This is a genomic window from Streptomyces sp. NPDC012794, assembly GCF_042901085.1.
Classification (GTDB): Bacteria; Actinomycetota; Actinomycetes; order Streptomycetales; family Streptomycetaceae; genus Streptomyces.
Window position 1 is genome coordinate 31,851 of record NZ_JBIBCI010000010.1, and the last position, 25,383, is coordinate 57,233.

Here is a 25,383-nt window from a genome sequence, read left to right on the forward strand (position 1 = left end):
GGGGCAGGGAAAGGGCAGTGGACCGCACACGGCAAGAGGGCAGTGGACCACACGGACAAGGGGACGGGCAGCCCATGATGACCGGACGTCAGGAAGCGGCAGGACCACGACCGGCCCGCCCGTGCCCCGGGCCGGGACCGGGGCTCCCGGACCTCTCCGGCCTCGACCTGGCGGCGCTGCGCGGGATCGACCACCCCGTGCTCGCCGAGGTCATCGCGGGCCTGGTGGACCGGGTCACGCACCCCGCCGAAATCCTCAACGCGTTCGACTCGGGCGTCTCCTGACGGCCGCCGCCCCGTGCCCGGAGTTGACCACTTTCCGCCGTTAGCCGGGCCCGTGCGGAGGGCAGGGATGGACCGTCCGCAGGGGAGAGGTACAGGCGATGAGCCAAGCGATCACGAGCGGTCCCGCGCTGCCCGTGCACCGGACCCTCGCAGGTCACGCCCGCCATGCCCGCTGGCCGTACGCCCGCCTCGACGTCCCCGCCCTGCGCGCCGCGGGCCACCGCCCGCAGCCCGTCCGGCAGTTCGTCCTCAAGACGCACAGCCGCTGCAACCTCGCCTGCACCTACTGCTACGTCTACGAGATGGCCGACCACAGCTGGCGCACCCGCCCCGCCGCCATGGACCCCGCCACCGCCCTGCGCGCCGCCGAACGGATCGCCGAGCACGCCGCCGCCCACGACCTGCCCCGCGTGGACCTCGTCCTGCACGGCGGCGAACCCCTCCTCGCAGCGCCCTCCGTGCTCGCCGCCCCCGTCGAGGCGGTACGGGACGCCGTGGCCCGGCACGCGCCCCGCACCCGCGTCACCGCCGGCGTGCAGACCAACGGCACCCTGCTCACCGCCGGCCGGATCGCCGCGCTGGCCGCGGCCGGGATCCGGGTCGGCGTCAGCCTCGACGGCGGCCTGCCCGCCCACAACCGGCGCCGCGTCGACCACGCGGGCCGCCCCGGCTTCGCCGCCGCCGCCCGCGGGCTGCGGCTGCTCGCCCGCCACCCCGAGAGCTACGCCGGGCTGCTGTGCGTGGTGGACCTCGCCCACGACCCGGTGGAGACGTACGAGTCCCTGCTCTCCTTCGCCCCGCCCAGCGTCGGCCTGCTGCTGCCCCTGGGCAACTGGAGCAGCCCGCCGCCCGGCAGCACCGGGCACGGGACCCCGTACGCGGACTGGCTCCTGGCCGTCTTCGAACGCTGGTGGCACGAGGGGGCGCGGCGCACCAGGATCCGGATCTTCGAGGAGGTCATCGCCCTGCTGCTCGGCCTGCCCACCGCCACCGAGACCCTGGGCCTGGCGCCCGTCACCACGGCCGTCGTCGAGACCGACGGCAGCATCGAACAGGCCGATTCGCTGAAGTCCGCCTACGAGGGGGCCGCCTCGACCGGCATGACCCTGGAGCACCACAGCTTCGACGAACTGCTCGACCACCCCGGCTTCGCCGCCCGCCAGCTCGGCAGGGACGCCCTCGCTGCGGACTGCCGCGCCTGCGAGCTGGTCGAGGTGTGCGGCGGCGGGCACTACCCGCACCGCTACCGGGCGGGGGAGGGCTTCCGCCAGCCGTCCGTGTACTGCGCCGACCTCCAGGCCGTCATCCGGCACATCGCCCGCGCCCTGCACGAGGCCGCCACCACCACCGGGCGGGCCGCCTCATGACCCACGGCACCGGCACCGGCCTCCCCGCCCAGCGCAACGCCCCCCGCACTCCCGCACGGCCGGAGCAGCCCGAGCAGCCCGCACCGCCCGGGACGCCCGGCCTCGCCCGGTTCACCGTCAGCTCCCACACCCTGCGCACCCTCGCCTCCACCGAACCCTCCGAGGAGGGCACCCGCCTCGTACGCGACGTACGCCGCTCCAAGCGGCTGCTCCTGCTGCGCGCCGTACTGGACGCCGCCCCCGGCGCGGAGACCGCCGAGCACTGGGCGCTGCTGGAGGAGGCCGAACGCCAGGACCCGGCCGCCGTGCGGGACGTACTGCACTACCCCGCCACCGGCGTCTGGGCCGAGGAGACCCTGCGCCGCCTGCACGCCCCGCAGGGCCCCCCGCCCGACCTCGGGCACCTCGGGGCGCTCGCCGCGGCCGCCGCGCTGCGCGCCGGAATCGGCTTCAAGACCACCCTGCGGCCCGTCAACGGCCGCCTGGTGCTGCCCACGCTGGGCCTGCTCCGCCCCCACGGCCCCGGCCGGCTCGCCCTGACCGAACGCTCCTGGGACACCGCCGACGCCCTGCCGCTGCACGCCCTGCCCGGCGGCGGCCCGACCTCCCTCGACGACCTCGACCCCTACCGGGTCCCGCCCCCGGACCCGGCCGCGGGCACGGCCCCCGTCCGTCCGGCCCGCCGGCTCACCCCCAAGGGGCACAAGCGCTGGGACATCCAGTGGGCCGGCGCGCACACCCTGCTGGAACGCTACGACTCCGCGCGCGCCGAGGAGACCGGCCGGCTGCTGCGCTCCGTCGTCCCGCTGGCCGGCGGCACCCGCTCCAGCGGCGCCACCCTGCCCGCCGCCGCGGGCTCCGTCCTGGCCCGCGCGCAGGCCCCGCCCGCCCTGGCCGCGACGCTGGTCCACGAGGTGCAGCACGGCAAGCTGGCCGCCCTCGCCGACGTCCTCACCCTGCACACCGCCGACCGCACCCCCCGCTACTGGGCGCCCTGGCGGGCCGACCCGCGCCCCCTGGAGGGGCTGCTGCACGGGACGTACGCCCACCTGGCCCTCGCCGGGTACTGGCAGCACGCCGCCCTCTACGGCGCCCGCGGCGCCTGGGCCCAGCACGCCAGGATCCGCGCCCAGGTCGCCGCCGTCCTGCCCGTCCTGCGCGCGGACCCCGCACTGACCGTCACCGGCCGCGAGTTCGTCGACGGCATGGCCGCCGCCGAGCGGGCCATGGACGCCACCCCGCCGCCCGGCGACCAGCACGCCGGCGCGCGCCGCGCCCTGGAACGCGAACGCCGCGCCTGGTGCGCGGCACACCCCGAACTCGCCCCGTTCGCGGGGGTATGACACCCCGTCCGCTGCGGTACCTTTCAAGCCAGCCCCTCCGCACCGCCCCGCACCCGTCCACCGCACGGACCCCAGGGAGACGGCCGCATGACCGGTACCGCCATGCGTCACGAACGCGACGGAGCCGCCCCCGCGCAGCGCTTCGTCATCAGCTTCGCGGGCTTCAACCGCCCCTGGGCGGTGTGGATCGCCCACCGGCTGGAGGAGCACGGACACCGCGTCGCCCTCCAGCGCTGGGACCCGAGCGGCTCCGGCCTCACCGCGGCCCTCGACGACCTGGCCCGGGCGGGCGGCAGGGTCCTCGTGGTGCTCAGCGAGCGCTACTTCTCGGCCGGCACCCACACCGACGAGGAGTGGAACACCGCCCTGCGCACCGTCACCGCCTCCCACCCCGGCCGGTTCGCCGCCGTCTGCCTCACCGACGCCCCGCTGCCCAGCGCCGTCGCCGTGCTGGAGAAGACCGACCTGTGGGGCCTGGACGCCTACGAGGCCGAGTACCGCGTCCTGCGCCGGCTGGAGCTGCCCACCGACCGGATCGGCACCGAGAGCGGCCGTCGGGGCCCCCGCTTCCCCAACGACCCGCCCGAGGTCTGGGGCCGCGTTCCCCGCCGCAACCCGCGCTTCACCGGCCGCAACGACGTCATCGGCCGGCTGCGCGACGCCCTCACCGAGGCCCCGCCCGGAGCCTCCACCGTCACCCTGCTCGGGCTCTCCGGCGTCGGCAAGACACAGGTCGCCACCGAGTACGCGTACCGCTTCGCCTCCGAGTACGACGTGGTGTGGTGGGTGCCCGCCGAGGACCGGCCCACTCTGCGCGAGCGGCTCGCCGACCTGGCGCCCGCGCTCGGCCTGCCCCCCGGCTCCGGCAGCTACGGCGAGCAGATCCGGGCCGTACTGGAGGCGCTGCGGCGCGGGTCCCCGTACCACCGCTGGCTGATGGTCTTCGACGGCTGCGACCACCCCGACGACCTCACCGACCTGCTGCCCTCCGGCGCCGGCGACGTCATCATCACCTCCCGCAACCGCGAATGGGCCGCCCGGCACACCAGCCTCGTCGAAGTCCCCCTCTACGCCCGGCCCGAGTCGGTCACCTTCATCCGCCGCCGCGCCCGCCGGCTCACCGGTGACGAGGCCGACCAGCTCGCCGACGCCCTGGAGGACTACCCGCTCGCCCTCGACCAGACCGCGGGATGGCTGGCCGACTCCCCGCTCGGCGTCGGCGAGTACCTCGCCCTCCTCCAGAACCGCCTGGACTCCCACGAGGCCGTCACCCTCTCCGAGGACTACCCGCTGCCCTTCCCGACCGCGCTGGCCATACTCCTCAACAACGTCCGGGATACCTTCCCCGACGCCCTCGCCCTGCTGCGGCTGTTCGTCTTCTTCGCCCCCGGCCGGGTCCCGCTGCGCCTGCTGCGCGAATTCCCCGCCGACGGCGTCCCCGAGCACCTCGCCGGGATCCTCAACGACCAGATCCGCTGGAACGCGGCCCTCAACAAGCTCGTCCAGTTCTCCGTCGTCCGCCTGGAGTACTCCGACCTCTCCGTCGAGGAGGGCGGCGGCCTGGAAACCGTCCAACTGCACCGCATGGTCCACAACATCGTCCGCGAGAACCTCGCCGAGGACGAGGCCGAGCAGCTCTCCCGCGCCGTCCGCCGGGTCCTCGCCGCCGCCGACCCGGGCCGCCCCACCGACTCCCGGCTCTGGCCCCGCTACGCCGAACTCGTCCCGCACCTCGACCACGCCGGGGTGCTCACCAGCAGCAACCCCCGCATCCAGAACTTCCTGCTGCACTGCCTGCGCTACCTGATCCTCGCCGGCGAGTACCGCACCTGCCTGCGGCTGTCGGAACGGACCGACGCCGTCTGGCGGGCCATGCTCGGCGACGACCACGACCAGGTCCGCGAACTCAGCTACCACTACGGCGGCGCCCTGCGCATGCTCGGCCACTTCCGGCAGGCCGAGGCCCTCGCCCGCTCCGTCGCCGAGCGGCTCCTCGCCGAACGCGGCGACCGCGACCTGGAAACCCTCCGCGCCACCAGCACCTACGCCGGAGTCCTCCTCAGCACCGCCAAGTTCGACCGGGCCCGGGAACTGCTGGAGCACGCCTTCACCACCTACCGCGAACTCCTCGGCGAGGACGACTCCACCACCCTCGGCGCCCAGAACAACGTCGCCGTCGTCCTGCGCCTCCTCGGCCGCTACCAGGAGGCCTACGACACCGACCTGGACACCCTGCGCCGCCGCGAACGCGTCCTGCGCGTCCGGCACATCGCCACCCTCTCCTCCGGCATCGGCTGCGCCATGGGCCTGCGCCTGATGGGCCGCTACCGAGAAGCCCTGGCCCGCCAGGAACAGGGCCTCAAACTGCACGTCCAGGTCCTCGGGGCCAACCACCCGCAGACCCTGCGCGCCGAACACAACCTCGGCCAGTGCCTGCGCCGCACCGGCGACATCCCCGGCGCCGGAGCCCGGCTGCGCAGCGTCCTGGAGCGCTCCACCCGGGTGTTCGGCGCCGATTTCCCCTGGACCCTCATGGTCGCCTCCGACTACGCCACCTACCTGCGCGAGTACGGCGACATCGAGGAGGCCCGCCGGATCTCCGAGGAGGTCGTCCGCGGCTACCAGTCACAGCTCGGCCTCGCCCACCCGTACAGCATCGGCACGGTCGGCAACCTCGCCCTGGTGCTCCGCGCCCAGGGCGAGCGGACCGAGGCCCTGAACCTGTCCGAACAGGCCCTGGTCGGCATGCGCGGCGCCCTCGGCGACAGCCATCCCTGGACCCTGGGCTGCGCCCTCAACGCCACCGGCCACCGCAACATCACCGGCCGCCTGGAAGCCGCGCTCGACCTCAGCCGCCAGACCCTGCGCGGCGCCGAACGGGTCCTCGGCCCCGACCACCCGATGGCGCTCAGCGCACGCACCGCCCTGGCCGCCGACCTGCGCTCGGTACGCGAGGACACCGAGGCCTCCACGCACGAGGACACCGCCCTGAAGGCCCTCACCCGCACCCTCGGCCCCCAGCACGTCCACACCGTCTCCGCCCGCCAGCGCACCCGCCCCTACTGGGACTTCGAACCCCAGCCATAACGCACGCGGCCCCCGGAACAGCCGGAAGGCCCGGCCCCCTCAGAGGGGCCGGGCCTTCCTTCTCCGTGCGGGTCGCGCCGGCGACTACGCCTCGAAGACCTCGTTCAGCAGCAGCTGCTGCTCCGCCTGGTGACGCTTGGCGGAACCCACCGCCGGCGACGAGCCGTGCGGGCGCGAGATGCGCCGCAGGCGCTCGCCCGACGGGATGTCGGCGCCGACCGCAAGGTCGAGGTGGTCGATCAGGTTCAGCGCGATGAACGGCCACGCACCCTGGTTCGCCGGCTCCTCCTGCGCCCAGATGTACTTCGCCGCGTTCGGGAACTTGGCGATCTCCGCCTGGAGCTCCGCACCCGGCAGCGGGTACAGACGCTCGATGCGGATGATCGCGGTGTCCGTGATGCCGCGCTTCTCCCGCTCGGCCTCCAGGTCGTAGTAGACCTTGCCGGCGCAGAAGACGACCTTGCGGACCGCGTTCGGGTCCACGGTGCTGTCGCCGATGACCGGACGGAAGGAACCGGTGGTGAACTCCTCCGCCTTCGACGCCGCCGCCTTCAGACGCAGCATCGACTTCGGGGTGAAGACGACGAGCGGCTTGTGGTGCGGGTTGTGGACCTGCCAGCGCAGCAGGTGGAAGTAGTTCGACGGCAGGGTCGGCATCGCCACCGTCATGTTGTTCTGCGCGCAGAGCTGGAGGAAGCGCTCCGGGCGCGCGGACGAGTGGTCCGGGCCCTGGCCCTCATAGCCGTGCGGCAGCAGCAGCGTGACGCCGGAGGTCTGGCCCCACTTCTGCTCGGCCGAGGAGATGAACTCGTCGACGACGGTCTGCGCGCCGTTGACGAAGTCACCGAACTGGGCCTCCCACAGCACCAGCGCGTCCGGACGGGCCAGCGAGTAGCCGTACTCGAAGCCCATGGCCGCGTACTCGGAGAGCAGCGAGTCGTAGACGTTGTAGCGGGCCTGGTCGTCCGACAGGTACAGCAGCGGGGTGTAGTCCTCGCCGGTCTCCCGGTCGATGAGGACCGCGTGGCGCTGGCCGAAGGTGCCGCGGCGGGAGTCCTGGCCGGACAGCCGGACCGGGGTGCCCTCCATCAGCAGCGAACCGAAGGCCAGGGTCTCGCCCATGCCCCAGTCGATGGTGCCGTCGTCGATCATCGCCGCGCGGCGCTGCAGCTGCGGCAGCAGGCGCGGGTGGACGGTGACGCCCTCGGGGATGTTGACCTGCGCCTCGGCGATCCGCTTGACGACGTCCTGGGAGATCGCCGTGTTCACGGCGACCGGGAAGTCGGCCTGCGGGGCCGGGGCCGGCGCGGCGACCGCGGGCTGCGTGGCGGCCTCGCGGACCTCCGCGAAGACCTTCTCCAGCTGGCCCTGGAAGTCCTGCAGCGCCTGCTCGGCCTCTTCCAGCGTGATGTCGCCGCGACCGATGAGGGACTCGGTGTACAGCTTGCGCACCGAGCGCTTCTTGTCGATCAGGTCGTACATCAGCGGCTGCGTGAACGCCGGGTTGTCGGACTCGTTGTGGCCGCGGCGGCGGTAGCAGATGAGGTCGATGACCACGTCCTTGTTGAACGCCTGGCGGAACTCGAAGGCGAGCCGCGCGACGCGGACCACGGCCTCCGGGTCGTCACCGTTCACGTGGAAGATCGGCGCCTCGATCATGCGGGCCACGTCGGTCGCGTACATGGAGGAACGCGAGGACTCCGGGGCGGCGGTGAAACCGACCTGGTTGTTGATGACGACGTGGACGGTACCGCCGGTGCGGTAGCCGCGCAGCTGCGACATGTTCAGCGTCTCGGCGACCACGCCCTGGCCGGCGAAGGCCGCGTCACCGTGCAGCGCCAGCGGCAGGACGGTGAAGTCCGTACCGCCCTTGTTGATGACGTCCTGCTTGGCGCGGGCGACACCCTCCAGGACCGGGTCGACCGCCTCCAGGTGGGAGGGGTTGGCGACGAGCGAGACCTTGATCTGCTCGCCGTCCAGGCCGGTGAAGGTGCCCTCGGCGCCCAGGTGGTACTTGACGTCGCCGGAGCCGTGCATCGACTTCGGGTCGAGGTTGCCCTCGAACTCGCGGAAGATCTGCGCGTACGACTTGCCGACGATGTTCGCGAGGACGTTCAGGCGGCCGCGGTGGGCCATGCCGATGACGACCTCTTCGAGGCGGGCCTCGGCGGCCGAGTCGATGACGGCGTCGAGCAGCGGGATGACGGACTCGCCGCCCTCCAGGGAGAAGCGCTTCTGGCCGACGTACTTCGTCTGCAGGAAGGTCTCGAAGGCCTCCGCCGCGTTCAGGCGGCGCAGGATGCGCAGCTGCTCCTCGCGCTCCGGCTTGGTGTGCGGGCGCTCGATGCGGTCCTGGATCCAGCGGCGCTGCTTCGGGTCCTGGATGTGCATGAACTCGACGCCGGTGGTGCGGCAGTACGAGTCGCGCAGCACGCCGAGGATGTCGCGCAGCTTCATCATGGACTTGCCGGAGAAGCCGCCGACCGCGAACTCGCGCTCCAGGTCCCACAGGGTGAGGCCGTGCTCGGTGATGTCGAGGTCGGGGTGCTTGCGCTGCTTGTACTCCAGCGGGTCGGTGTCGGCCATGACGTGGCCGCGGACCCGGTAGGAGTGGATCAGCTCGAAGACGCGGGCGGCCTTCGTGACGTCGTCGTCGTGCGAGGCGTCGATGTCGCGGTTCCAGCGGACCGGCTCGTACGGGATGCGCAGCGACTCGAAGACGGAGTCGTAGAAGCCCTCTTCGCCGAGGAGGAGGTTCGCGACGATGCGCAGGAACTCGCCGGAGGCCGCACCCTGGATGACCCGGTGGTCGTAGGTCGAGGTCAGGGTCATGACCTTGGAGATGCCCAGCTTGTTCAGGGTGTCCTGCGAGGTGCCCTGGAACTCGGCGGGGTAGTCCATGGAGCCGACGCCCATGATGACCGACTGTCCGGGCATCAGGCGGGGCACCGAGTGGACGGTGCCCAGGCCGCCGGGGTTGGTCAGCGAGACGGTGACGCCGGTGAAGTCGTCCATCGTCAGCTTGCCGACGCGGGCGCGGCGCACGATGTCCTCGTAGGCCTGCCAGAACTCGAAGAAGTTGAGGGTCTCGGCCTTCTTGATGCCGGCGACGACGAGCTGGCGGTCGCCGTTCGGCTTCACCAGGTCGATCGCGAGGCCGAAGTTCACGTGCTCCGGCTTGACCAGGGTCGGCTTGCCGTCCTTCTCCGCGAAGGAGTAGTTCATGGACGGCATGGCCTTGATGGCCTGCACCATCGCGTAGCCGATCAGGTGCGTGAAGGAGATCTTCCCGCCCCGGGCGCGCTTGAGGTGGTTGTTGATGACGATGCGGTTGTCGAACAGCAGCTTCACCGGGACGGCGCGGACGGACGTGGCCGTCGGCACTTCCAGCGAGGCGTTCATGTTCTTGGCCACGGCGGCGGCGGGGCCGCGGAGCGTCACCAGCTCGGGCCCGGCGGGGGCCTCGGTGGCGGGCGCGGCCTTCTGGGCCGGCGTGGTGGTGGCGGGAGCCGGGGCGGGCGCGGCCGGTGCGGCGGCCGGGGCCTGGGAGGTGACAGTCACAGCAGGGGCACCAGAGGGGGTGGCAGGAGCAGGGGCAGGAGCTGACACAGGTGTGGGCGCGGCGGCGGGCGCGGCGGGCGCCGCCCCCGTGGCGGCGTCGACGGCCTGCGGAATCCCGGCGGTGGCGGTGGCGGCCTGTGCGGAGGCGCCGTCCGTCGTCGGGGTCTTGACGGCTTCGTCCGCCTTCACCGGGGCGGCAGCGCCCCCCGGCTTGTAGTCGGCGAAGAAGTCCCACCAGGCCCGGTCGACCGAATTCGGGTCCTGGAGGTACTGCTGATAGATCTCGTCGACGAGCCACTCATTCGCGCCGAAGCCTGAGGCGGGGTTCTTCCCGCCCTCTGCTGCGTCGGTCGTGGTGCTCGGGTTACTGGGGGACTGTGGCGACACGGCGGCAACCGCCCTCTTCCGCTTCACAAGGTATGGACAGCGGGGATAAAGGCTACGCCTCCCAGGGCGTGTGATGCAGGCCGGGCGGGACTTCCGTCGCGCAGGTCACACCGAACGGCGGGTTTCACCCATCGGAATGGCGGGAAACAAGCGTGGTTCGGGTAGGGGGCAGCCAGGTTGCGACCCCCTAGGCCTCGCACCCCTGACGACCTCGGGCACGTGTGGCCGAGATCATGTCCTTCCCTCTCGAACCCTACGTCAAGACGGCACCTGTGAGCTGCCCGGAAGGGTGACGAGGATCCGGCAGCCCCGTGACGATTCGGCCACACCGATGTGACCCCCGTGCAGGCCCACGGCCCAGCGGGCGATCGCCAGCCCCAGACCGGTGCCCCCGTCGCCCGCGCCGTCCCCGGCCCCGGCGGAGCCCCGGTTGAACCGCTCGAAGACCCGGTGCCGCTCCGCCTCCGGGATCCCCGGCCCCTCGTCCACGACCTCCAGCGCCAGGCTGCCCGGCGCCTCCCCGGCCCGGGCCCGGACCGTCACCCGGCCGTGCGCGGGACTGTGCTTGACCGCGTTGTCGATCAGGTTCGCCACCACCTGGTGCAGCCGCTCGGCGTCCGCGTACGCGGTCAGTTCCGGAGGATGCACGTCCAGGTGAAGATGCACGTCATTACGGGTATGTCCGCCCGAACCGGACGTCAGTCCCGGCCGCCCGGCAGCCGCCAGCCCCGACTCCTTCAGCACCCCCGACAGATACGGCCACACCTCGAACCGGCGCGCCTTCAGCGGCACCACCCCGTTGTCCACCCGCGACAGGTCCAGCAGGGTTTCCACCAGCCGGCCGAGCCGCTCGGCCTGCTTGAGCATGGTCCGCATGGTCTCCGGATCGGCCTCCGAGACCCCGTCCACCACGTTCTCCAGCACCGCCCGCAGCGCCGCGATCGGCGTGCGCAGCTCGTGCGAGACGTTCGCGACCAGTTCTCGACGGTGCCTGTCCTCCGCCTCGAGATCATCGGCCATCCGGTTGATCGTCGAGGCCAGATCGCCGAGCTCGTCACGGCGCCCGGCACCGCGCACCCGACGCGTGTAGTCCCCGTGGGAGATCGCCCGGGCCACCGTCGACATCTCGTCCAGCGGCGCCGTCAGGCCGTGCGCCACGAACTGGGTGATCAGCATCGAGGCGATCACCGAGAAGACCGTGATGAACCGCAGCTCCGTGGCCGTGCGCAGGGCCACCATCAGCAGCCCGGTGGTGATGAACACCGAGACCACGACGAGCACGCCCAGCTTCGTCTTGATCGAGAACGGCGAGTAGGGCCGCGGCCCCGGCCCGCGGGACGGGCCGCTCACGCCTGCGCCGGGGTCTCCAGGGCGTACCCGACGCCGTGGACCGTACGGATCCGGTCAGCGCCGATCTTGCGCCGCAGGGCCTTGATGTGGCTGTCGACCGTACGGGTCCCCGACGCGTCGGCCCAGTCCCACACCTCCGCCAGCAGCTGCTCCCGCGAGAGCACCGCCCGGGGCGTCCCCGCCAGGCACACCAGCAGGTCGAACTCGGTCGGTGTCAGGTGCACGTCCTCCGCCTGCACCCGCACCCTGCGCTGCGCGTGGTCGATCTCCAGGTCGCCCAGGCGCAGCGTCGCCCCGCGGGGGGCCGTCGCGGCCAGCGTGGCCCGCTCCACCCGGCGCAGCAGTACGTGCACCCGCGCGGCCAGCTCGCGCATGGAGAACGGCTTCGTCATGTAGTCGTCGGCCCCGACCCCGAGACCGACCAGCATGTCGGTCTCGTCGTCCCGGGCCGTGAGCATCAGCACCGGCACCGGCCGCTGGGCCTGGACCCGGCGGCAGACCTCCAGCCCGTCGAAGCCGGGCAGCATGACGTCCAGCACCAGCAGCTCGGGCTGCCAGCTCTCGGCGGCCGCGACGGCGGCAGGCCCGTCGTACGCCGCCTGCACCTGGAAGCCCTCGGCCCGCAGCCGGGCCGCGATGGCGTCGGCGATGGTGCGGTCGTCCTCGACCACGAGCACGCGCCGCTGGGCACCTGGGGTGGCCGCGGCGACGTTGTGGGTGGTGTGTGTCTGTTCCATGTCCCGCCCCTGAAGATCCCGCGTGATGGGGTGCAGCGTAGAGGAGGCACCGGCCTGCGGCTATGCGGGGTTCGGACAGGAGCCGGGGTCATCCGGAATCAGAGATTCATCCCGCCGCGTCGAATCCGGGCAGCGCGTCCAGCACCTTCCGCAGGGCCGGGGCCAGCGCGGTCTCGTCCGCGGCGACCTCGAAACCGCCGTGCACGAAGGCGTACGTGAACCCGTCGTAGACCGGCGGATCGGCCGTCGCCACACGGGGCAGGCGCGCGAAGTCCGCCTCCCGCAGCGCGGACCGCAGGGCCTCCAGCCGGGGCGGGTCCAGCTTCCCGGAGCGCAGGTCACGGGCCTTGCCGTCCACCAGGGTCCAGGAGCCGTCGCCGTTGACGAGGACGGTACGGGTCTGGCCGGCGAAACCCCCGCTGCGGGTGACGCGGACCAGGGTCCGCGCGGCGGGGGGCGGCGTGGCCGGCGGCGGTGTGGCCGCGGGCGCCGGGGGCGGGGTCGAGGAGGGCGCCGCGGTGGCGGTCGTGGACGCCGGTGCCGGTGCCGTCGCCGGTGCCGTCCGGGGTGCCGTCGCAGCCGTCGCCTCGGGGGCCCCGCCGGGTTCGCCGGCGCATCCCGCCAGCACCAGCAACGCGCCCAGCGGCACCGCCGCCGCGGCCCCGGCCGCTCGGATCGCTCGCACACCCACCTCCGCAGGTACTCCGACGAACACCGAGTATGGAGGCCCCGCCCCGCAACGGAAAGCACCCGGAGGCCGTCATCCGCCGCATCACCCCCTGGCGCTGGCTGCCCCCGCTGACCGCCGTCCTCCTCGGACTGTGGGGGCTTGCGCGCGGCGGGAGCATGTGGCGCGACGAGTCCACCACCTGGCAGGTCGCGCACCGGCCCCTCGGCGGGCTGGCGGAACTGCTGGGCCAGGTCGACGCCGTGCACGGCCTCTACTACCTCCTGATGCATGCGGTCTTCGCCCTGTGGGACGGGGGCCTGTGGGCGCTGCGGTCGCCGTCCGTGGCCGGCACGGCCCTCGCTGCCGCCGGGGTGGCCGCGGTGGCGCACCGGCTGGCGGGGGAGCGGGCCGCGCTGATCGCCGGCACCGCGTACGCCGTGCTGCCGCCGGTGCAGGCGTACGCGCAGGAGGGGCGCTCGTACGCACTGGTCGCGGCCGCCGTGGCCTGGGCGACGTACCTGATGCTGCGCGAGCGGTGGGCCGCCTACGGGGTGGTGCTGCTGGTGGGGTGCTGGCTGCACGAGTTCGCCGTACTGGCGCTGCCGGCGCACGCGTTCACCGCGTGGCGGGCGCGGGGCTGGCGGTGGGCGGCGGGGGCCGTCCTCGCCGGGCTGCTCCCGCTGGCGCTGGTCAGCGCGCGGCAGGCGCAGGCGCAGCTGGGGTGGCTGGGGCGGCCCTCGTGGCAGGACTGGGCGGCGTACGGGGTGGTCGTGGCGGTGGTGGCCTTGCTGGCCCGCGGGATTTCCGACCGGGGGGCCGTCCGGGCGGCCGCACCCCTCGCCCTGCTGCCGCCGGGGGTGCTCATCGCCGTCTCGGTGGTGCACCCCTGGTACGTCGACCGGTACGTCCTCTACGCGCTGGCCGGCCTCGCGGTGCTCGCGGGGGTGCGGCTGGCCGGGGTCCGGGGGCGGTTGCCGTGGTTGCCGTGGGCGCTGGCGGGGGTGCTCCTGCTGCCGTTCGGGGCGTGGTCGGTGTGGCTGCGGACCCCGGAGGCGCGCAAGGACGACGCGCTCGCCGTCGCGGCGGCGGTGCGGGAGCGGGCGCGGCCCGGGGACGCGGTGCTGTTCATGCCCTCGCGGCGGCGGGAGTGGCTGCTGTCGTCGCCGGGGGTGTACGGGACCCTGCGCGACGTGGCCCTGTCCGGGGAGCCGGTGGCCTCGGGGACCCTCCACGGGACGGAGCTCCCGCCGGACCGCATCCGTGCGGCGGTCCTGGCCTCCCCGAGGGTGATCGCCCTGCTGGACCCACCGGGTCAGCCCCTGGACCCGTACCCGGCCGAGGCGGCGAAGCGGGAGGCGCTGGCGGCGGGCTTCGAGCGCTGCTCGGTGGCGGCGGTGCGCGGGGGGCGGGTGGCGGTGTACGCGCGGTGGGGGGCGTGCGGGTGACCCTGGCCGGGTGGTTCGGGGCTGGGGTGTTGCCTTGCCGGGCCGTTGCCTTGCCGGGCGGGGGCGCGGTTGCGGTGCTGTCCTGCCGGGCGGTGGGCCTGTGGGGCGGTGCCGGAGCGGGGTGGTTTCGGGTGGGTCGGGGTCGGTGCCGGGGTGGGGTGTCGTCCGGGGCGGGCTTCGATGTTCGGCGCCTGTTCCGGGTCTGAGTCGTACGGGGTACCGGGCGCCGAATTCATCTCGTTTTAGCCCCGGACGACACCCCACCCCGTCCCCGCCCCCTTGCGTCCGTTGTCCGGCCGCCCGCCCGCCCGTGTCTTTGGCCGCGCAGGTGTGCGGATCCAGCTCGGTCGGCAACTTCGGCCTCGCCGGCGTTTGAGGCGCGGGGGTCTGAAGGCTGGCCCCCAGGAAACGGTCCGCAGGCGGACGGGTTGCGCAGCAACCTCAGCCTCGCCGGCGTTTGAGGCGCGGGGCCGGGGCGGAGCTCCGGGGAACGGGGGAAGGGCGGGTAGGGGAACGGCCCCGCGCAGCGGTGGCGGCAGCCACGGCGTCGCTGCGTTAGAAAGGGGGGCCGGCCCGTACCGACCCAGGAGGCCCCGTATGACCGTGACCGAGATACCCGGCCCCCTCGTCGGGACGGACTGGCTCGCCGCGCACCTCGCAGAGGTCGTGGTGTTCGACGCCTCCGTCGGGGCCCACCGCGCCGCCCCCGCGAGGATCCCCGCCGCGCGGCCCTTCGACCTCGACGGCGCCCTCTCCGACCACTCCGCGGCGGCCCCGCACACGATGCCCTCCCCGGCGGCGTTCACCGAGGCGCTGCGGGGGCTCGGGGTGGACGACTCCGACACGGTGGTGGTCTACGACGGTGCCGGCATCTACTCCAGTGCCCGGGCCTGGTGGATGCTGCGCGCGATGGGCTTCGACCGGGTGGCCGTGCTGGACGGGGGCCTGCCCGCGTGGGCCGCGGCCGGGCTGCCCGTCGAGGCCGCGGCGGCGGCGTACGACGGCCCGCGCGGCTCCTTCACCGCCCGGCCCCGCGCCGGGCTGCTGGTGGACGCCGCCGCCGTCTCGGCCGCCCTCGCCGACCCGGCCGCCGCCGTGCTCGACGCCCGTACCCGGGAGCGCTTCGCCGGCACCGCGCCGGAGCCCCGGCCGGGGCTGCGCGGCGGGCACATGCCGGGCGCGCTGAACCTGCCGTTCGGCGAGCTCCAGGGGCCCGGCGGGCTGATGCGCCCCGCCGGGGAACTGCGCGAGGTCTTCGGGGCGTTGGCGGGGGAGCGGGAGCGGCTGTACTTCAGCTGCGGTTCGGGCGTCACGGCCTGCGTGCTCGCGCTGGGCGCGACCCTCGCCGGGTACGAAGGGCCGGCCGTGTACGACGGCTCGTGGAGCGAGTGGGGCGTGCCCTCGGAGCTGCGGCCGGTGGTGACCGGGCCCTGACCGGGGGTGGGGTTAACCCCACCGCGGCTCCGGATACCTGCACCAGCGCGGGCGGGCCTCCGGCTCGGCAGACTCGGCCGCATGCGCACCTTGACCCGTACCGTCCTCGCCGCCACCGCCGCGGCCCTCCTCCTGTCGGGCTGCTCGTTCGTGGAGGAGGCCAGGCTGAAGACCGCCGACGCGGACACCACCGTCACCGAGGCGGTCACCGCGGTGGAACTGACGGGCCTTCGGCGGGGTTCCGTCGAGGTCGTGCCGGGCAGCGGCCCCGGGGTGGCCGTCCGCCGGGTCCTGCACTACCGGGGTGACACCGCGCCCGTGCCCGGTCAGCGGGTCTCGGCCGGGGTGCTGCGCTTCACCGACGGCTGCCCGGGCGACGGGGACACCTGCTGGGTCGACTACCGGCTGGAGGTGCCGGCCTCGGTGAAGCTGACGGCGGGCAGCAGCAGCGGCGACATGAGGGTGACGGGCGTGGCCTCCGCCGAGCTGGAATCCTCCTCCGGCGACGTCCGGGCCGAGCGGATCACGGGCCCGCTGAGGATCCGTACCTCCTCCGGGGACCTCAGGGCCGAAGGGCTGTCCGGCTCGGAGTTCGAGTTCCGGTCGGGATCCGGGGACGCCACCGTCGGCTTCGGGAAGGCGCCGGCCTCGGTGTCCTTCACCACCGGCTCGGGAGGCGTGACCCTGAGGACGCCGCAGGCCCCGTACCGGGTGTCGGCCACCACCGGCTCGGGCGAACGGGACGTGTCCCTCGCCGACACCCCCGACGCCCCCTCCCGCATCACGGTGCGCACCGGCTCCGGCGACATCCGGCTTTCCGCAGCGAGCTGACGGCGCGTCGCGCCCCGGTGTTGTTCGCCCCCGGCGAACGGGTGTTGGGGAACAATGGGCGACGCAGAAGCATTGAGTCGGCATAGCTCAACTTCACTGCCGGAGGGAAGATCATGGCTTCGACGTCCGTAACGCTCACCCTGCCCGTACTGCCGCTCGACGACGAGGTCGTACTGCCCGGGATGGTCGTTCCCCTGGACCTGTCCGACGCCGAGGTGCGCGCAGCCGTCGAGGCGGCGCAGGCGGCGGCCGGGACCGGGAAGCCCCGGGTGCTGCTCGTGCCGCGGGTCGACGGCACGTACGCGGGGATCGGAGTGCTGGGGACCGTCGAACAGGTCGGGCGGCTCTCCGACGGGGATCCCGGGGCGCTGATCCGCGGGCGCGGCCGCGTCCGGATCGGCGCCGGGACCACCGGGCCGGGAGCGGCGCTCTGGGTCGAGGGGGAGACCGTCGAGGAGAAGGTGCCCGACCCGCTGCCCGGGGTCGTCGCCGAGCTCGTCAAGGAGTACAAGGCCCTCGCCACCAGCTGGCTCAAGAAGCGCGGCGCCTGGCAGGTCGTGGACCGGGTGCAGCAGATCGAGGGGGTTTCCGCCCTCGCCGACAACAGCGGGTACTCGCCGTTCCTGACCGTGGCGCAGAAGGTGGAGCTGCTGGAGACCATCGACCCGGTCGCCCGGCTCCGGCTCGCCGTCAAGGCGCTCACCGACCACCTCGCCGAGCAGGACGTCGCCGAGTCCATCGCCAAGGACGTCCAGGACGGCGTCGACAAGCAGCAACGGGAGTTCCTGCTGCGCCGCCAGCTGGAGGCGGTCCGCAAGGAGCTGCGCGAGCTGGGCGGCGAGAAGGAGGGTGAGGAGTCCGACGACTACCGGGCCCGCGTCGAGGCCGCCGACCTGCCCGAGAAGGTGCGGGAGGCCGCGCTCAAGGAGGTCGACAAGCTGGAGCGGGCCAGCGACCAGAGCCCGGAGGGCTCCTGGATCCGCACCTGGCTGGACACGGTGCTGGAACTGCCCTGGAACGAGCGCACCGAGGACGAGTACGACATCCAGGGCGCCCGGGCGGTCCTCGACGCCGAGCACGCGGGGCTGGACGACGTGAAGGACCGCATCACCGAATACCTCGCCGTGCGCAAGCGGCGCGGCGAGCGGGGGATGGGTGTCATCGGGGGCCGCCGCGGCGGCGCCGTGCTCGCGCTCGTGGGCCCGCCCGGCGTCGGGAAGACCTCGCTCGGCGAGAGCGTGGCCCACGCCATGGGCCGCAAGTTCGTGCGCGTGGCCCTCGGCGGCGTGCGGGACGAGGCCGAGATCCGCGGTCACCGGCGGACCTACGTCGGCGCCCTGCCCGGCCGTGTCGTGCGGGCCATCAAGGAGGCCGGGTCCATGAACCCGGTCGTGCTCCTCGACGAGATCGACAAGGTCGGCTCCGACTTCCGGGGCGACCCGGCGGCCGCCCTGCTGGAGGTCCTGGACCCCGCGCAGAACCACACCTTCCGGGACCACTACCTGGAGGTCGAGCTGGACCTCAGCGACGTGGTCTTCCTCGCGACCGCCAACGTCCTGGAATCCATTCCCGAGGCCCTCGCCGACCGCATGGAACTGGTCCGCCTCGACGGGTACACCGAGGACGAGAAGATCGTCATCGCCCGCGACCACCTGCTGCCCCGCCAGCTGGAGCGCGCCGGCCTGACCGCCGAGGAAGTCGACCTCCAGGAGGACGCGCTGCGCAAGCTGGCGGGCGAGTACACCCGCGAGGCCGGCGTGCGCACCCTGGAGCGGTCCATCGCCCGCCTCCTGCGCAAGGTCGCCGCCCAGCACGAGCTCGGCGAGCGCGAGTTCCCCTTCGCCATCGGGGCGGGCGAGCTGCGCGGCCTGATCGGCCGGCCGCACCACGTCCCGGAGTCCGCCCAGGACCCGGCGGAGCGGCGTACCGCGGTGCCCGGCGTGGCCACCGGTCTCGCCGTGACCGGGGCCGGGGGCGACGTCCTGTTCGTCGAGGCCTCGCTCGCCGACCCGGAGACCGGCGCCGCCGGGCTGACCCTCACGGGCCAGCTGGGCGACGTCATGAAGGAGTCGGCGCAGATCGCCCTCAGCTTCCTGCGCTCGCACGGCGCGGAGCTGGAGCTGCCGGTCGCCGACCTGAGGGACCGGGGCGTGCACATCCACTTCCCGGCGGGCGCCGTCCCCAAGGACGGCCCGAGCGCGGGCATCACCATGACCACCGCGCTGGCCTCGCTGCTGTCCGGCCGCCAGGTGCGCACGGACGTGGCCATGACCGGCGAGGTGTCGCTGACCGGACGGGTGCTCCCGATCGGCGGGGTCAAGCAGAAGCTGCTCGCCGCGCACCGGGCCGGGCTGACCACCGTGATCATCCCCAAGCGGAACGAGGCCGATCTGGACGACGTCCCGAGCGAGGTGCTGGAGGGGCTGGAGGTGCACCCGGTGACGGACGTACGCCAGGTGCTGGAGCTGGCCCTCGCCCCGGCCGTGGTCTCCTTCGGCAAGGCCGCCTGACCGGCCCCGGCCCCTTCTCCGGCAGCCCGGGGGACCCCCACGGCGGGGCCCCGGGCCGCCGGCGTGCACGCTGCGAAATACTGGTCCCGAACAGGGGTGCCACGGTGCGCCCCGCCATCGATGGGAGCGGCACGTGCACGGCAGCGAAGACCAGGAGTTCCTCGCCCTGGAGCGGGAGCTGTCCGTCTTCCTGAGGCGTGCCCGGGCCTCCTCCGGCGAGATGGCCCGCGCCCTGCACCCCGAGCTGGAACCGGCCGCGTACGGGCTGCTGGTGCGGCTGGAGGCGGCCGGCCGCCAGCGGGCCACCGAGCTGGCCGCCTACTTCGGGGTCGGCAAGGCCACCATGAGCCGCCAGCTGCGCGCCCTGGAGGTGCTGGGGCTGGTGGCCCGTGAGCCGGACCCCGCGGACGGACGCGCCTTCCTCGTCGGCCTCACCGCGGAGGGCCGGGAGCGGTTCCTGCGGGTACGGGGGGCCCGGCGCGAGCGGTACATGCGCAAGCTGGCGGACTGGGACCGGGGCGAGGTCGCGGAGCTGGCCCGACTGCTCAACCAGCTGAACTCCGGAGAGGAGTAGCCCGGCCGGGCGGCTCACAGCTCCGCGTACACCGCCGAGGCGTCGTCGTGCCGCTTGTACCGGGCCGGCGGGCGCAGCGGATCCGACTCCACGGCCCGGACCCGCCCGATCAGCCCCTGCGCGCCCTCCTTGCGCAGCACGTCCAGGCAGGCCGCCCAGTCGCCCTCCCCGAACGTGTCCGTCCAGCGGCTCGCCCCGTCCGTCAGCGCCGCCACCGCCCGCACCTCCGCGCGCGGGGTGCGCCCGGTGACGGCCCGGGCCGCCACCGCCGGGTCCGCGGCCGCCGTGAAGAAGCCCCCCTCGGCGTTGCGCAGCGCGTCGGTCGCCGCCACCGAGCCGCGCACCTCGCCCGGTACCCGGTCCAGCCGGTCGTCGAGCACCGGCGTGACCGCACCGCCGGGTCCGCGGAGCAGGAGCACGGAGTCCGAGAGCACGAGGTGCTCCACGTGCGCCTCGTCCCAGCGGACCATCACCACCGTCGCCTGCGGAGTCCGGACGTGAGAAAGGTCACAGGTGTCGCGGTGTGCGTCGGCGGTGTCGGCGATGGCGCGGGCCAGGACCGCCTCCAGGGGCATGTCCCGCCGCGATCCGGACAGTTCGGTCAATCGGCCGCCGAGCCGGGTGGAGAACCAGGGCACTCCGTGCACGCATCCGTCGTCCCCGCGGGGCGGGGTGACCCCGTCCAGGACGATCACGACGCCCCCTCCCGAAGCGGGCGCCGACGCCGACACCCAGTCCTGATTGGGGTGTTCCGGGTTGCCGGGTTCGGAGGCCAGGTCGATGCGCATGCGGGCATTCTGCCCGGCGGGGCCCGGCGGAGGGGGGCAGGTCCGTACCAATGCCGGGGATGGGGTGCCGGACCGCCCGACGGCCCCGCCCGCCCGCTCCCCGCGACATGTGGGCGCGCATACTGCCAAAGCCCGCCGCGTTCTTTCAACCACCCGTCCACGCCGGGCCCCTGACACACGGTGCCCGAGTTGGTCGGCCACTCCTCCGTGATGTTCACTCCTTCGAGTGGCCGGGTGGGCGATGTGCGGCTCTCCTCCCAACACACTGCGAAGGTCTGAGGCGGTACGAGGGGGCAGGGGGCGTTTACTTGTTGACCGGCCGTTACCTCGGCCACACGAGTAGACGAGCACGAGCACACGTACAGGATTGCGAGCACCGGTGCAGAAGAAGCGGTCTCGGAAGAACGGCACCGCCAGCGCCGACGGACCCGCCAAGGCAGGACGGCGCGTACGCGTCCGCAGCAGGCTGGTGGTCGGGGTAGCGGTCGCCGGACTCACCGTCCTCGCGGCAGGCACCCCCGCCGTCGTTTCCGCCACGAGGGAACTGAACGACTCCCAGCGCCTGGTCACCCTGGCGGAACAGACCCGGCACGCCCTCACCCTCGCCCACCTCCTCGGCGACGAGCGCGACGCCGTCGTCGAGTACGCGGCCAAGGGCCGGCCCGGCAACGCCAAGGGTGCCGTCGACGAACGCACCGCGCGCACCGACCGGCAGATCGCCGAACTCAAGCCGGAGGCCGACGCGGAACTCGCCCGCGCCCTCGGCAAGGTCAAGGCCGTCCGCGCCGAAGCCGTCGACGGCAAGGGCACCGCCCTCGCCGCGCACCAGGCCTACGCCGGACTCCTCACCGAACTCCTCGCGCCCGGCGACCGCCTCGCCGAACTCACCCCGCCCCGCGCCGAGGCCGCCCTGGCCGTTACCCGGCCCATGGCCCCCCTCGGCCAGGCCGTCGACCAGGCCTCCGCCACCCGCGGACTGCTGCTCGCCGCCCTGTCCGTCCCCCGCGCCGAGCAGGTCCCGAACTCCGCCGTCGCCGACGAACTCGCCGGCGCCGCCCAGCGCTCCCGGGTCCGCGAACAGGCCGCCCTCGACGACTTCGCGCGCGCCGCCCGGCCCGGCGTACGCCAGACCCTCGCCGCCACCGTCACCGGCCCCGAGGTCAAGGCCGCCGAGGACCACCTCAAGCGGCTCACCGACCGGCCCACCCTGACCCCGGCCGACCGCAGGGCCACCGACACGGGCGCCGTCTCCGCCGCCCTCACCGCCCGCATCGACCGGATGCGCTCGGTGGAGTCCACCCTCGCCGGCGACCGGGCCACGGCCTTCACCACCCTGCGCGACGACGACGTGACCCGGCTGGAGCTGATGGTCGCCGGACTCGGCGTCCTCTTCCTCTTCGTCGTCGGCTTCTCCACCGCCGTCGCCCGCTCCCTCACCCGCCCGCTCTCCGTGCTGCGCCGCGGCGCCGAACGGCTCGCGACCCCCGAGGGCTCGCAGGAGCCGGTCCGCTTCACCGGCCGCAACGACGAGTTCGCCGAGGTCGTGCGCCACCTCAACGCGGTCCGCGAACAAACGGTCGCCCTGCACACCAGGGTCGCCGGGCTCGACGCCGACCGCCGCCGCCTCATCGGCCGCAACGAGGCCCTCGCCGGCGGCCGCGACGCCCTGGAACAGGAACTCAAGCAGCTGCGCGCGGGGCTGGAAGAGCACCGCCGCATCATGTCGACGACCTCCGTCTCGCTCTCCCTGCGCACCCTCGGCCTCGTCGAGCGCCAGCTCGCCGTCATCGAGGAACTGGAGTCCAAGGAAGGCGACCCGGACCGGCTCGCCACCCTCTTCAAGCTGGACCACCTGGCGACGGTCATGCGCCGCCACAACGAGAACCTGCTGGTCCTCGCCGGACAGGAACACGGCCACGGCCAGAGCCTGCCCGTGCCCCTGGTCGACGTCATGCGGGCCGCCGTCAGCGAGATCGAGCGCTACGAGCGCGTCGACCTCGCCGCCATGCCCTCCTACACCCAGATCGCCGGACACGCCGCCGACGACATCTCGCACGTCCTCGCGGAACTCCTCGAAAACGCCACGACCTTCTCCCCGCCCGACGCCAAGGTGAAGGTGTCCGGCCGGCTGAACGACGCCGGCGACGTGGTCCTGTCCGTCGTGGACGAGGGCATCGGCGTCACCGAGGACCGCCTCGCCTCCCTGAACACCCGCCTGGCCACCCCCCACGCCTACGACGAGGAACCCGAGGCCGAACACGGCCTCGGACTCGGCCTGTACGTCGCAGGACGGCTCGCGGCACGCCACGGCGTCACCGCCGAGCTGCGCGCCGGCCGGCACGGCGGCCTGGAGGCCCTGGTCGTGGTCCCGGCGGCCCTCCTGCCGGACGCCCCGCCCGCCTCCCCGGTACACACCCTGGGCACGCCGGGCGCCCCCGCGTTCCAGCTGCCCGGCGTGATCGCCGAGGCCAACGAGAACACCCTGCCGCCGCGGCTGCGCACGGCCGCGGCCGAGCAGGGCGCGGCCGGCGAGCCCACGGCCCAGGCCGGGCCGGTGTCCGTGGACGCGGAGCCCGCCAAGGTGGTCACGCTCGCCGAGGCCTTCGAGGCGGAAGCGGGCGAAGCGGCCGGAGCCGGCCAGGACCCGGCCGGGCAGGAGCCGTCAGGGACCGAGGCCTCCGGGGCCGGAGCCTCCGAGACCCACGACTCCCACGAGACGCACGACTCTCACGAGACGCACGACTCTCACGAGTCCTACGAGTCCGACACCTTCGACGCCGGTTCGCTGGTGGCCGAGGCCTTCGGGGCCGGGGCCTTCGCCGAAGCCCGGCTCGCGGCGGCGCAGCCGTCCCCGGACGCCGGGCTTCCCCCGGCCGACCAGGTCTTCACCGCCGCCGCCCCCGACGCCGGACAGGCCGCCGGCGCGGAGCCCGCCAAGGTGGTCACCCTGGCCGAGGCCTTCGACGAGGAGGCCCCCGCGGCCGAGGCGCCGGGCGGAGCGGGTCCCGAGCAGGAACTGCTCGCGCGGGTCGTGGCCGAAGCCGATGCCGAGGCCTTCGCGGTGGCCGACCCCGGGCACGGGGACGCCGCCGGGGGAGCGGACACCGCGCCCGGTGCACCCGTACAGGACGAAGGACACACCGAGTCGGCGTCCGACGCCGAACGGTCCAGCCACCGGCGGGCCGCCGACGCGGAGGACGGCTTCGTCCCCCGCCAGGGCAGCCACCCCGAGCCCATGGCCGAGCCCGCCACCGAAACCGTCACCGCCAAGGGCCTCCCCAAGCGGACCCCCCGCTCCGTGGCGGCCCCCGGCACCGCACGGCCCGCCGCGGCCCGCCCCGCGCCGCGCCGGGTCGACGCCGAGGAACTGCGCCGCCGGCTCGGCGGGTTCTACCAGGGCGCCCAGGACGGGCGCCGGGTCGTCGCGGCGGAACTCGCCCAGGACCGCCAGGCCCCGCAGGACCGGGGGCAGGGGCACACCGACCAGGGGGACAGCGCACAGGAGGCACGCACATGACCGCGCCCAGTACCTACGGACTGAGCACCCAGGCCCGCAACCTGCAGTGGCTGCTGACCGACCTGGTCGAGGAGGTGCCCGGCGTCAACTCCGTGGCCGTCGTGTCCTCGGACGGGCTGCTGCTGCTCTCCTCCGAGCCGACGGCGGAACCCGCTCCCGGCGACCGGCCCAAGGGCCCCCGCGGCGCCTCCGCCGACCTGGCCACCATCGTGTCCGGGCTCGGCAGCCTCACCACCGGCGCCGCCGCCCTCATGGAGTTCGGCACGGTCAAGCAGACGATGGTCGCCATGGAGAACGGCTCCGTCTTCGTCATGTCCATCAGCGACGGCTCCCTGCTCGGCGTGCACGCCACTCCCGACTGCGACATGAGCGTCGTCGCCTACCACATGGCCCTCTTCGTCGGCCGCGCCGGCCACGTCCTGACCCCCGAAGTCCGCAGTGAGCTGCGCCAGTCGATGGAGAGAAACCCGTGAGGAGTACGGCCTCCGACCGGCTGCCGATACGCGGCGCCGACCGCCGCCCCGCCCGCGTCCGCCCGTACTCCCTCACGGGCGGCCGCACCCGCTTCACGCAGGTGCTGCTGGTGGAGACCTTCGTCGCCACGCTCGACGGCGGCCCGGCCACGACGCCCGACCGCATGCCCGAGATGCGCGCCATAGTCGAGGTGTGCCGCCGGATGCGCACCATCGCCGAGATATCCGCACTGCTGAAGCTGCCGCTCGGCGTGGTCCGGGTCCTCGTCGGCGACCTCGCCGACCAGGGCCGGATCCGCGTCTACGGCACGGGCCACGGCACCGGCCGGCCCGACCGCGCGCTGCTGGAAAGGGTGCTCAGTGGCCTCCGCCGTCTCTGACTTCGCCTCCCCCGTCGCCGACGCCCCCGGGACGCCCGGCCTCCTGGACGACGAGCCCGTCCAGCCCTGGCAGTACGACCGCTCGCGCGCGCCCGTCGCCGTCAAGGTGCTGGTCGCCGGCGGCTTCGGCGTCGGCAAGACCACCTTCGTGTCCTCCGTCTCCGAGATCACCCCGCTGCGCACCGAAGCGGTGATGACCCAGGCCAGCGTCCCCACCGACGACCTGACCGGGACCCCGGACAAGAACACCACCACCGTCGCGATGGACTTCGGGCGCATCACCCTCGACGACGACCTCGTGCTCTACGTGTACGGAACCCCCGGCCAGGAGCGGTTCTGGTTCATGTGGGACGACCTCGTGCGCGGCGCCATCGGCGGCCTGGTGCTGGCCGACACCCGCCGGCTGCGCGACTGCTTCCCCGCGCTGGACTACTTCGAGACCTGCGGCCTGCCGTACGCGGTCGCCGTCAACCACTTCGAGGGCTCGCGCTCCTACGACGTGGAGGACGTGCGGGAGGCGCTCACCATCCCGCCGCACGTACCCGTCGTGATCATGGACGCGCGGCGCCGGGACACGGTCGTGGAGTCCCTGCTGACCCTGGTGGGCCACGCGCTGGACGCCACTCCCGCATAGGCGGGCGCGGT

Annotated in this window: 18 protein-coding genes; 13 read left to right on the plus strand and 5 right to left on the minus strand. The window is 73.9% G+C overall.

Annotated features, from left to right (window positions below; all coding sequences use genetic code 11):
* Window positions 1-74: 74 nt before the first annotated feature.
* The 4 genes from fxsA (at window position 75) to fxsT (ending at window position 6,081) form a co-directional block, all read left to right on the plus strand.
* Window positions 75-284, plus strand: a complete 210-nt coding sequence (fxsA, locus tag ACFY7H_RS19800; RefSeq protein WP_388939643.1) for an FxSxx-COOH cyclophane-containing RiPP peptide — start codon at window positions 75-77, stop codon at window positions 282-284.
* Window positions 285-382: 98 nt separating this feature from the next.
* Window positions 383-1,651: an FxsB family cyclophane-forming radical SAM/SPASM peptide maturase gene (locus ACFY7H_RS19805; protein WP_388939644.1), complete on the plus strand. Its 1,269-nt coding sequence runs from the start codon at window positions 383-385 to the stop codon at window positions 1,649-1,651.
* Complete coding sequence (locus tag ACFY7H_RS19810; protein ID WP_388939645.1) at window positions 1,648-2,994, plus strand: HEXXH motif domain-containing protein; 1,347 nt, start codon at window positions 1,648-1,650, stop codon at window positions 2,992-2,994. Before ACFY7H_RS19805 ends, ACFY7H_RS19810 begins: the two co-directional genes overlap by 4 nt.
* 87 nt (window positions 2,995-3,081) lie before the next feature.
* A complete protein-coding gene (gene fxsT, locus ACFY7H_RS19815; RefSeq protein WP_388939646.1) occupies window positions 3,082-6,081 on the plus strand; it encodes an FxSxx-COOH system tetratricopeptide repeat protein in 3,000 nt (999 codons plus the stop codon).
* Between the two features lie 84 nt (window positions 6,082-6,165).
* Here the strand turns inward: fxsT and ACFY7H_RS19820 are convergent, their stop codons facing one another.
* The 4 genes from ACFY7H_RS19820 to ACFY7H_RS19835 all read right to left on the minus strand — a co-directional run bounded on the left by ACFY7H_RS19820 (window position 6,166) and on the right by ACFY7H_RS19835 (window position 12,801).
* Window positions 6,166-10,029, minus strand: coding sequence for a multifunctional oxoglutarate decarboxylase/oxoglutarate dehydrogenase thiamine pyrophosphate-binding subunit/dihydrolipoyllysine-residue succinyltransferase subunit (locus tag ACFY7H_RS19820; RefSeq protein WP_388939648.1), 3,864 nt, complete (start codon window positions 10,027-10,029; stop codon window positions 6,166-6,168).
* A 258-nt stretch (window positions 10,030-10,287) separates the two neighbouring features.
* The gene (locus ACFY7H_RS19825) at window positions 10,288-11,379 is read right to left on the minus strand and encodes an ATP-binding protein (protein WP_388939649.1); all 1,092 of its coding nucleotides are present in this window, start codon (window positions 11,377-11,379) and stop codon (window positions 10,288-10,290) included.
* Entirely contained in the window at window positions 11,376-12,116 is a 741-nt protein-coding gene (locus ACFY7H_RS19830) for a response regulator transcription factor (protein ID WP_388939650.1), read from the minus strand. The genes ACFY7H_RS19825 and ACFY7H_RS19830 overlap by 4 nt, the downstream gene beginning before the upstream one ends.
* A 106-nt stretch (window positions 12,117-12,222) precedes the next feature.
* On the minus strand, window positions 12,223-12,801 hold the full coding sequence (locus ACFY7H_RS19835; protein ID WP_388939652.1) for a hypothetical protein: 579 nt from the start codon (window positions 12,799-12,801) through the stop codon (window positions 12,223-12,225).
* Between the two features lie 35 nt (window positions 12,802-12,836).
* Here ACFY7H_RS19835 and ACFY7H_RS19840 point away from each other — a divergent pair, with 35 nt between their 5' ends.
* From ACFY7H_RS19840 to ACFY7H_RS19860, 5 genes are all read left to right on the plus strand, one after another.
* Window positions 12,837-14,231 carry a hypothetical protein gene (locus ACFY7H_RS19840; RefSeq protein ID WP_388939654.1) on the plus strand — a complete coding sequence of 465 codons (1,395 nt, stop codon included), beginning with the start codon at window positions 12,837-12,839 and terminating at the stop codon, window positions 14,229-14,231.
* A 597-nt stretch (window positions 14,232-14,828) separates the two neighbouring features.
* A complete protein-coding gene (locus ACFY7H_RS19845) occupies window positions 14,829-15,665 on the plus strand; it encodes a sulfurtransferase (RefSeq protein ID WP_388939655.1) in 837 nt (278 codons plus the stop codon).
* An 81-nt stretch (window positions 15,666-15,746) separates the two neighbouring features.
* Window positions 15,747-16,496 (plus strand): DUF4097 domain-containing protein, encoded by a 750-nt coding sequence (locus ACFY7H_RS19850; RefSeq protein ID WP_388939657.1) that lies wholly within the window; start codon window positions 15,747-15,749, stop codon window positions 16,494-16,496.
* Between the two features lie 113 nt (window positions 16,497-16,609).
* On the plus strand, window positions 16,610-19,006 hold the full coding sequence (lon, locus tag ACFY7H_RS19855; RefSeq protein ID WP_388939659.1) for an endopeptidase La: 2,397 nt from the start codon (window positions 16,610-16,612) through the stop codon (window positions 19,004-19,006).
* A 133-nt stretch (window positions 19,007-19,139) separates the two neighbouring features.
* Window positions 19,140-19,580, plus strand: coding sequence for a MarR family winged helix-turn-helix transcriptional regulator (locus tag ACFY7H_RS19860; RefSeq protein WP_388939661.1), 441 nt, complete (start codon window positions 19,140-19,142; stop codon window positions 19,578-19,580).
* Window positions 19,581-19,594: 14 nt separating this feature from the next.
* Here ACFY7H_RS19860 and ACFY7H_RS19865 read toward each other — a convergent pair whose 3' ends face one another.
* On the minus strand, window positions 19,595-20,368 hold the full coding sequence (locus ACFY7H_RS19865; protein WP_388939663.1) for a protein phosphatase 2C domain-containing protein: 774 nt from the start codon (window positions 20,366-20,368) through the stop codon (window positions 19,595-19,597).
* A gap of 379 nt (window positions 20,369-20,747) precedes the next feature.
* Here ACFY7H_RS19865 and ACFY7H_RS19870 point away from each other — a divergent pair, with 379 nt between their 5' ends.
* From ACFY7H_RS19870 to ACFY7H_RS19885, 4 genes are read left to right on the plus strand one after another with little or no spacing between them, the layout of a single operon-like run.
* The gene (locus tag ACFY7H_RS19870; RefSeq protein WP_388939665.1) at window positions 20,748-23,885 is read left to right on the plus strand and encodes a nitrate- and nitrite sensing domain-containing protein; all 3,138 of its coding nucleotides are present in this window, start codon (window positions 20,748-20,750) and stop codon (window positions 23,883-23,885) included.
* Complete coding sequence (locus ACFY7H_RS19875) at window positions 23,882-24,358, plus strand: roadblock/LC7 domain-containing protein (RefSeq protein WP_388939667.1); 477 nt, start codon at window positions 23,882-23,884, stop codon at window positions 24,356-24,358. Before ACFY7H_RS19870 ends, ACFY7H_RS19875 begins: the two co-directional genes overlap by 4 nt.
* A complete protein-coding gene (locus ACFY7H_RS19880) occupies window positions 24,355-24,738 on the plus strand; it encodes a DUF742 domain-containing protein (RefSeq protein ID WP_388939669.1) in 384 nt (127 codons plus the stop codon). Before ACFY7H_RS19875 ends, ACFY7H_RS19880 begins: the two co-directional genes overlap by 4 nt.
* Window positions 24,719-25,372, plus strand: a complete 654-nt coding sequence (locus ACFY7H_RS19885; protein ID WP_388939670.1) for an ATP/GTP-binding protein — start codon at window positions 24,719-24,721, stop codon at window positions 25,370-25,372. The genes ACFY7H_RS19880 and ACFY7H_RS19885 overlap by 20 nt, the downstream gene beginning before the upstream one ends.
* Window positions 25,373-25,383: the final 11 nt, after the last annotated feature.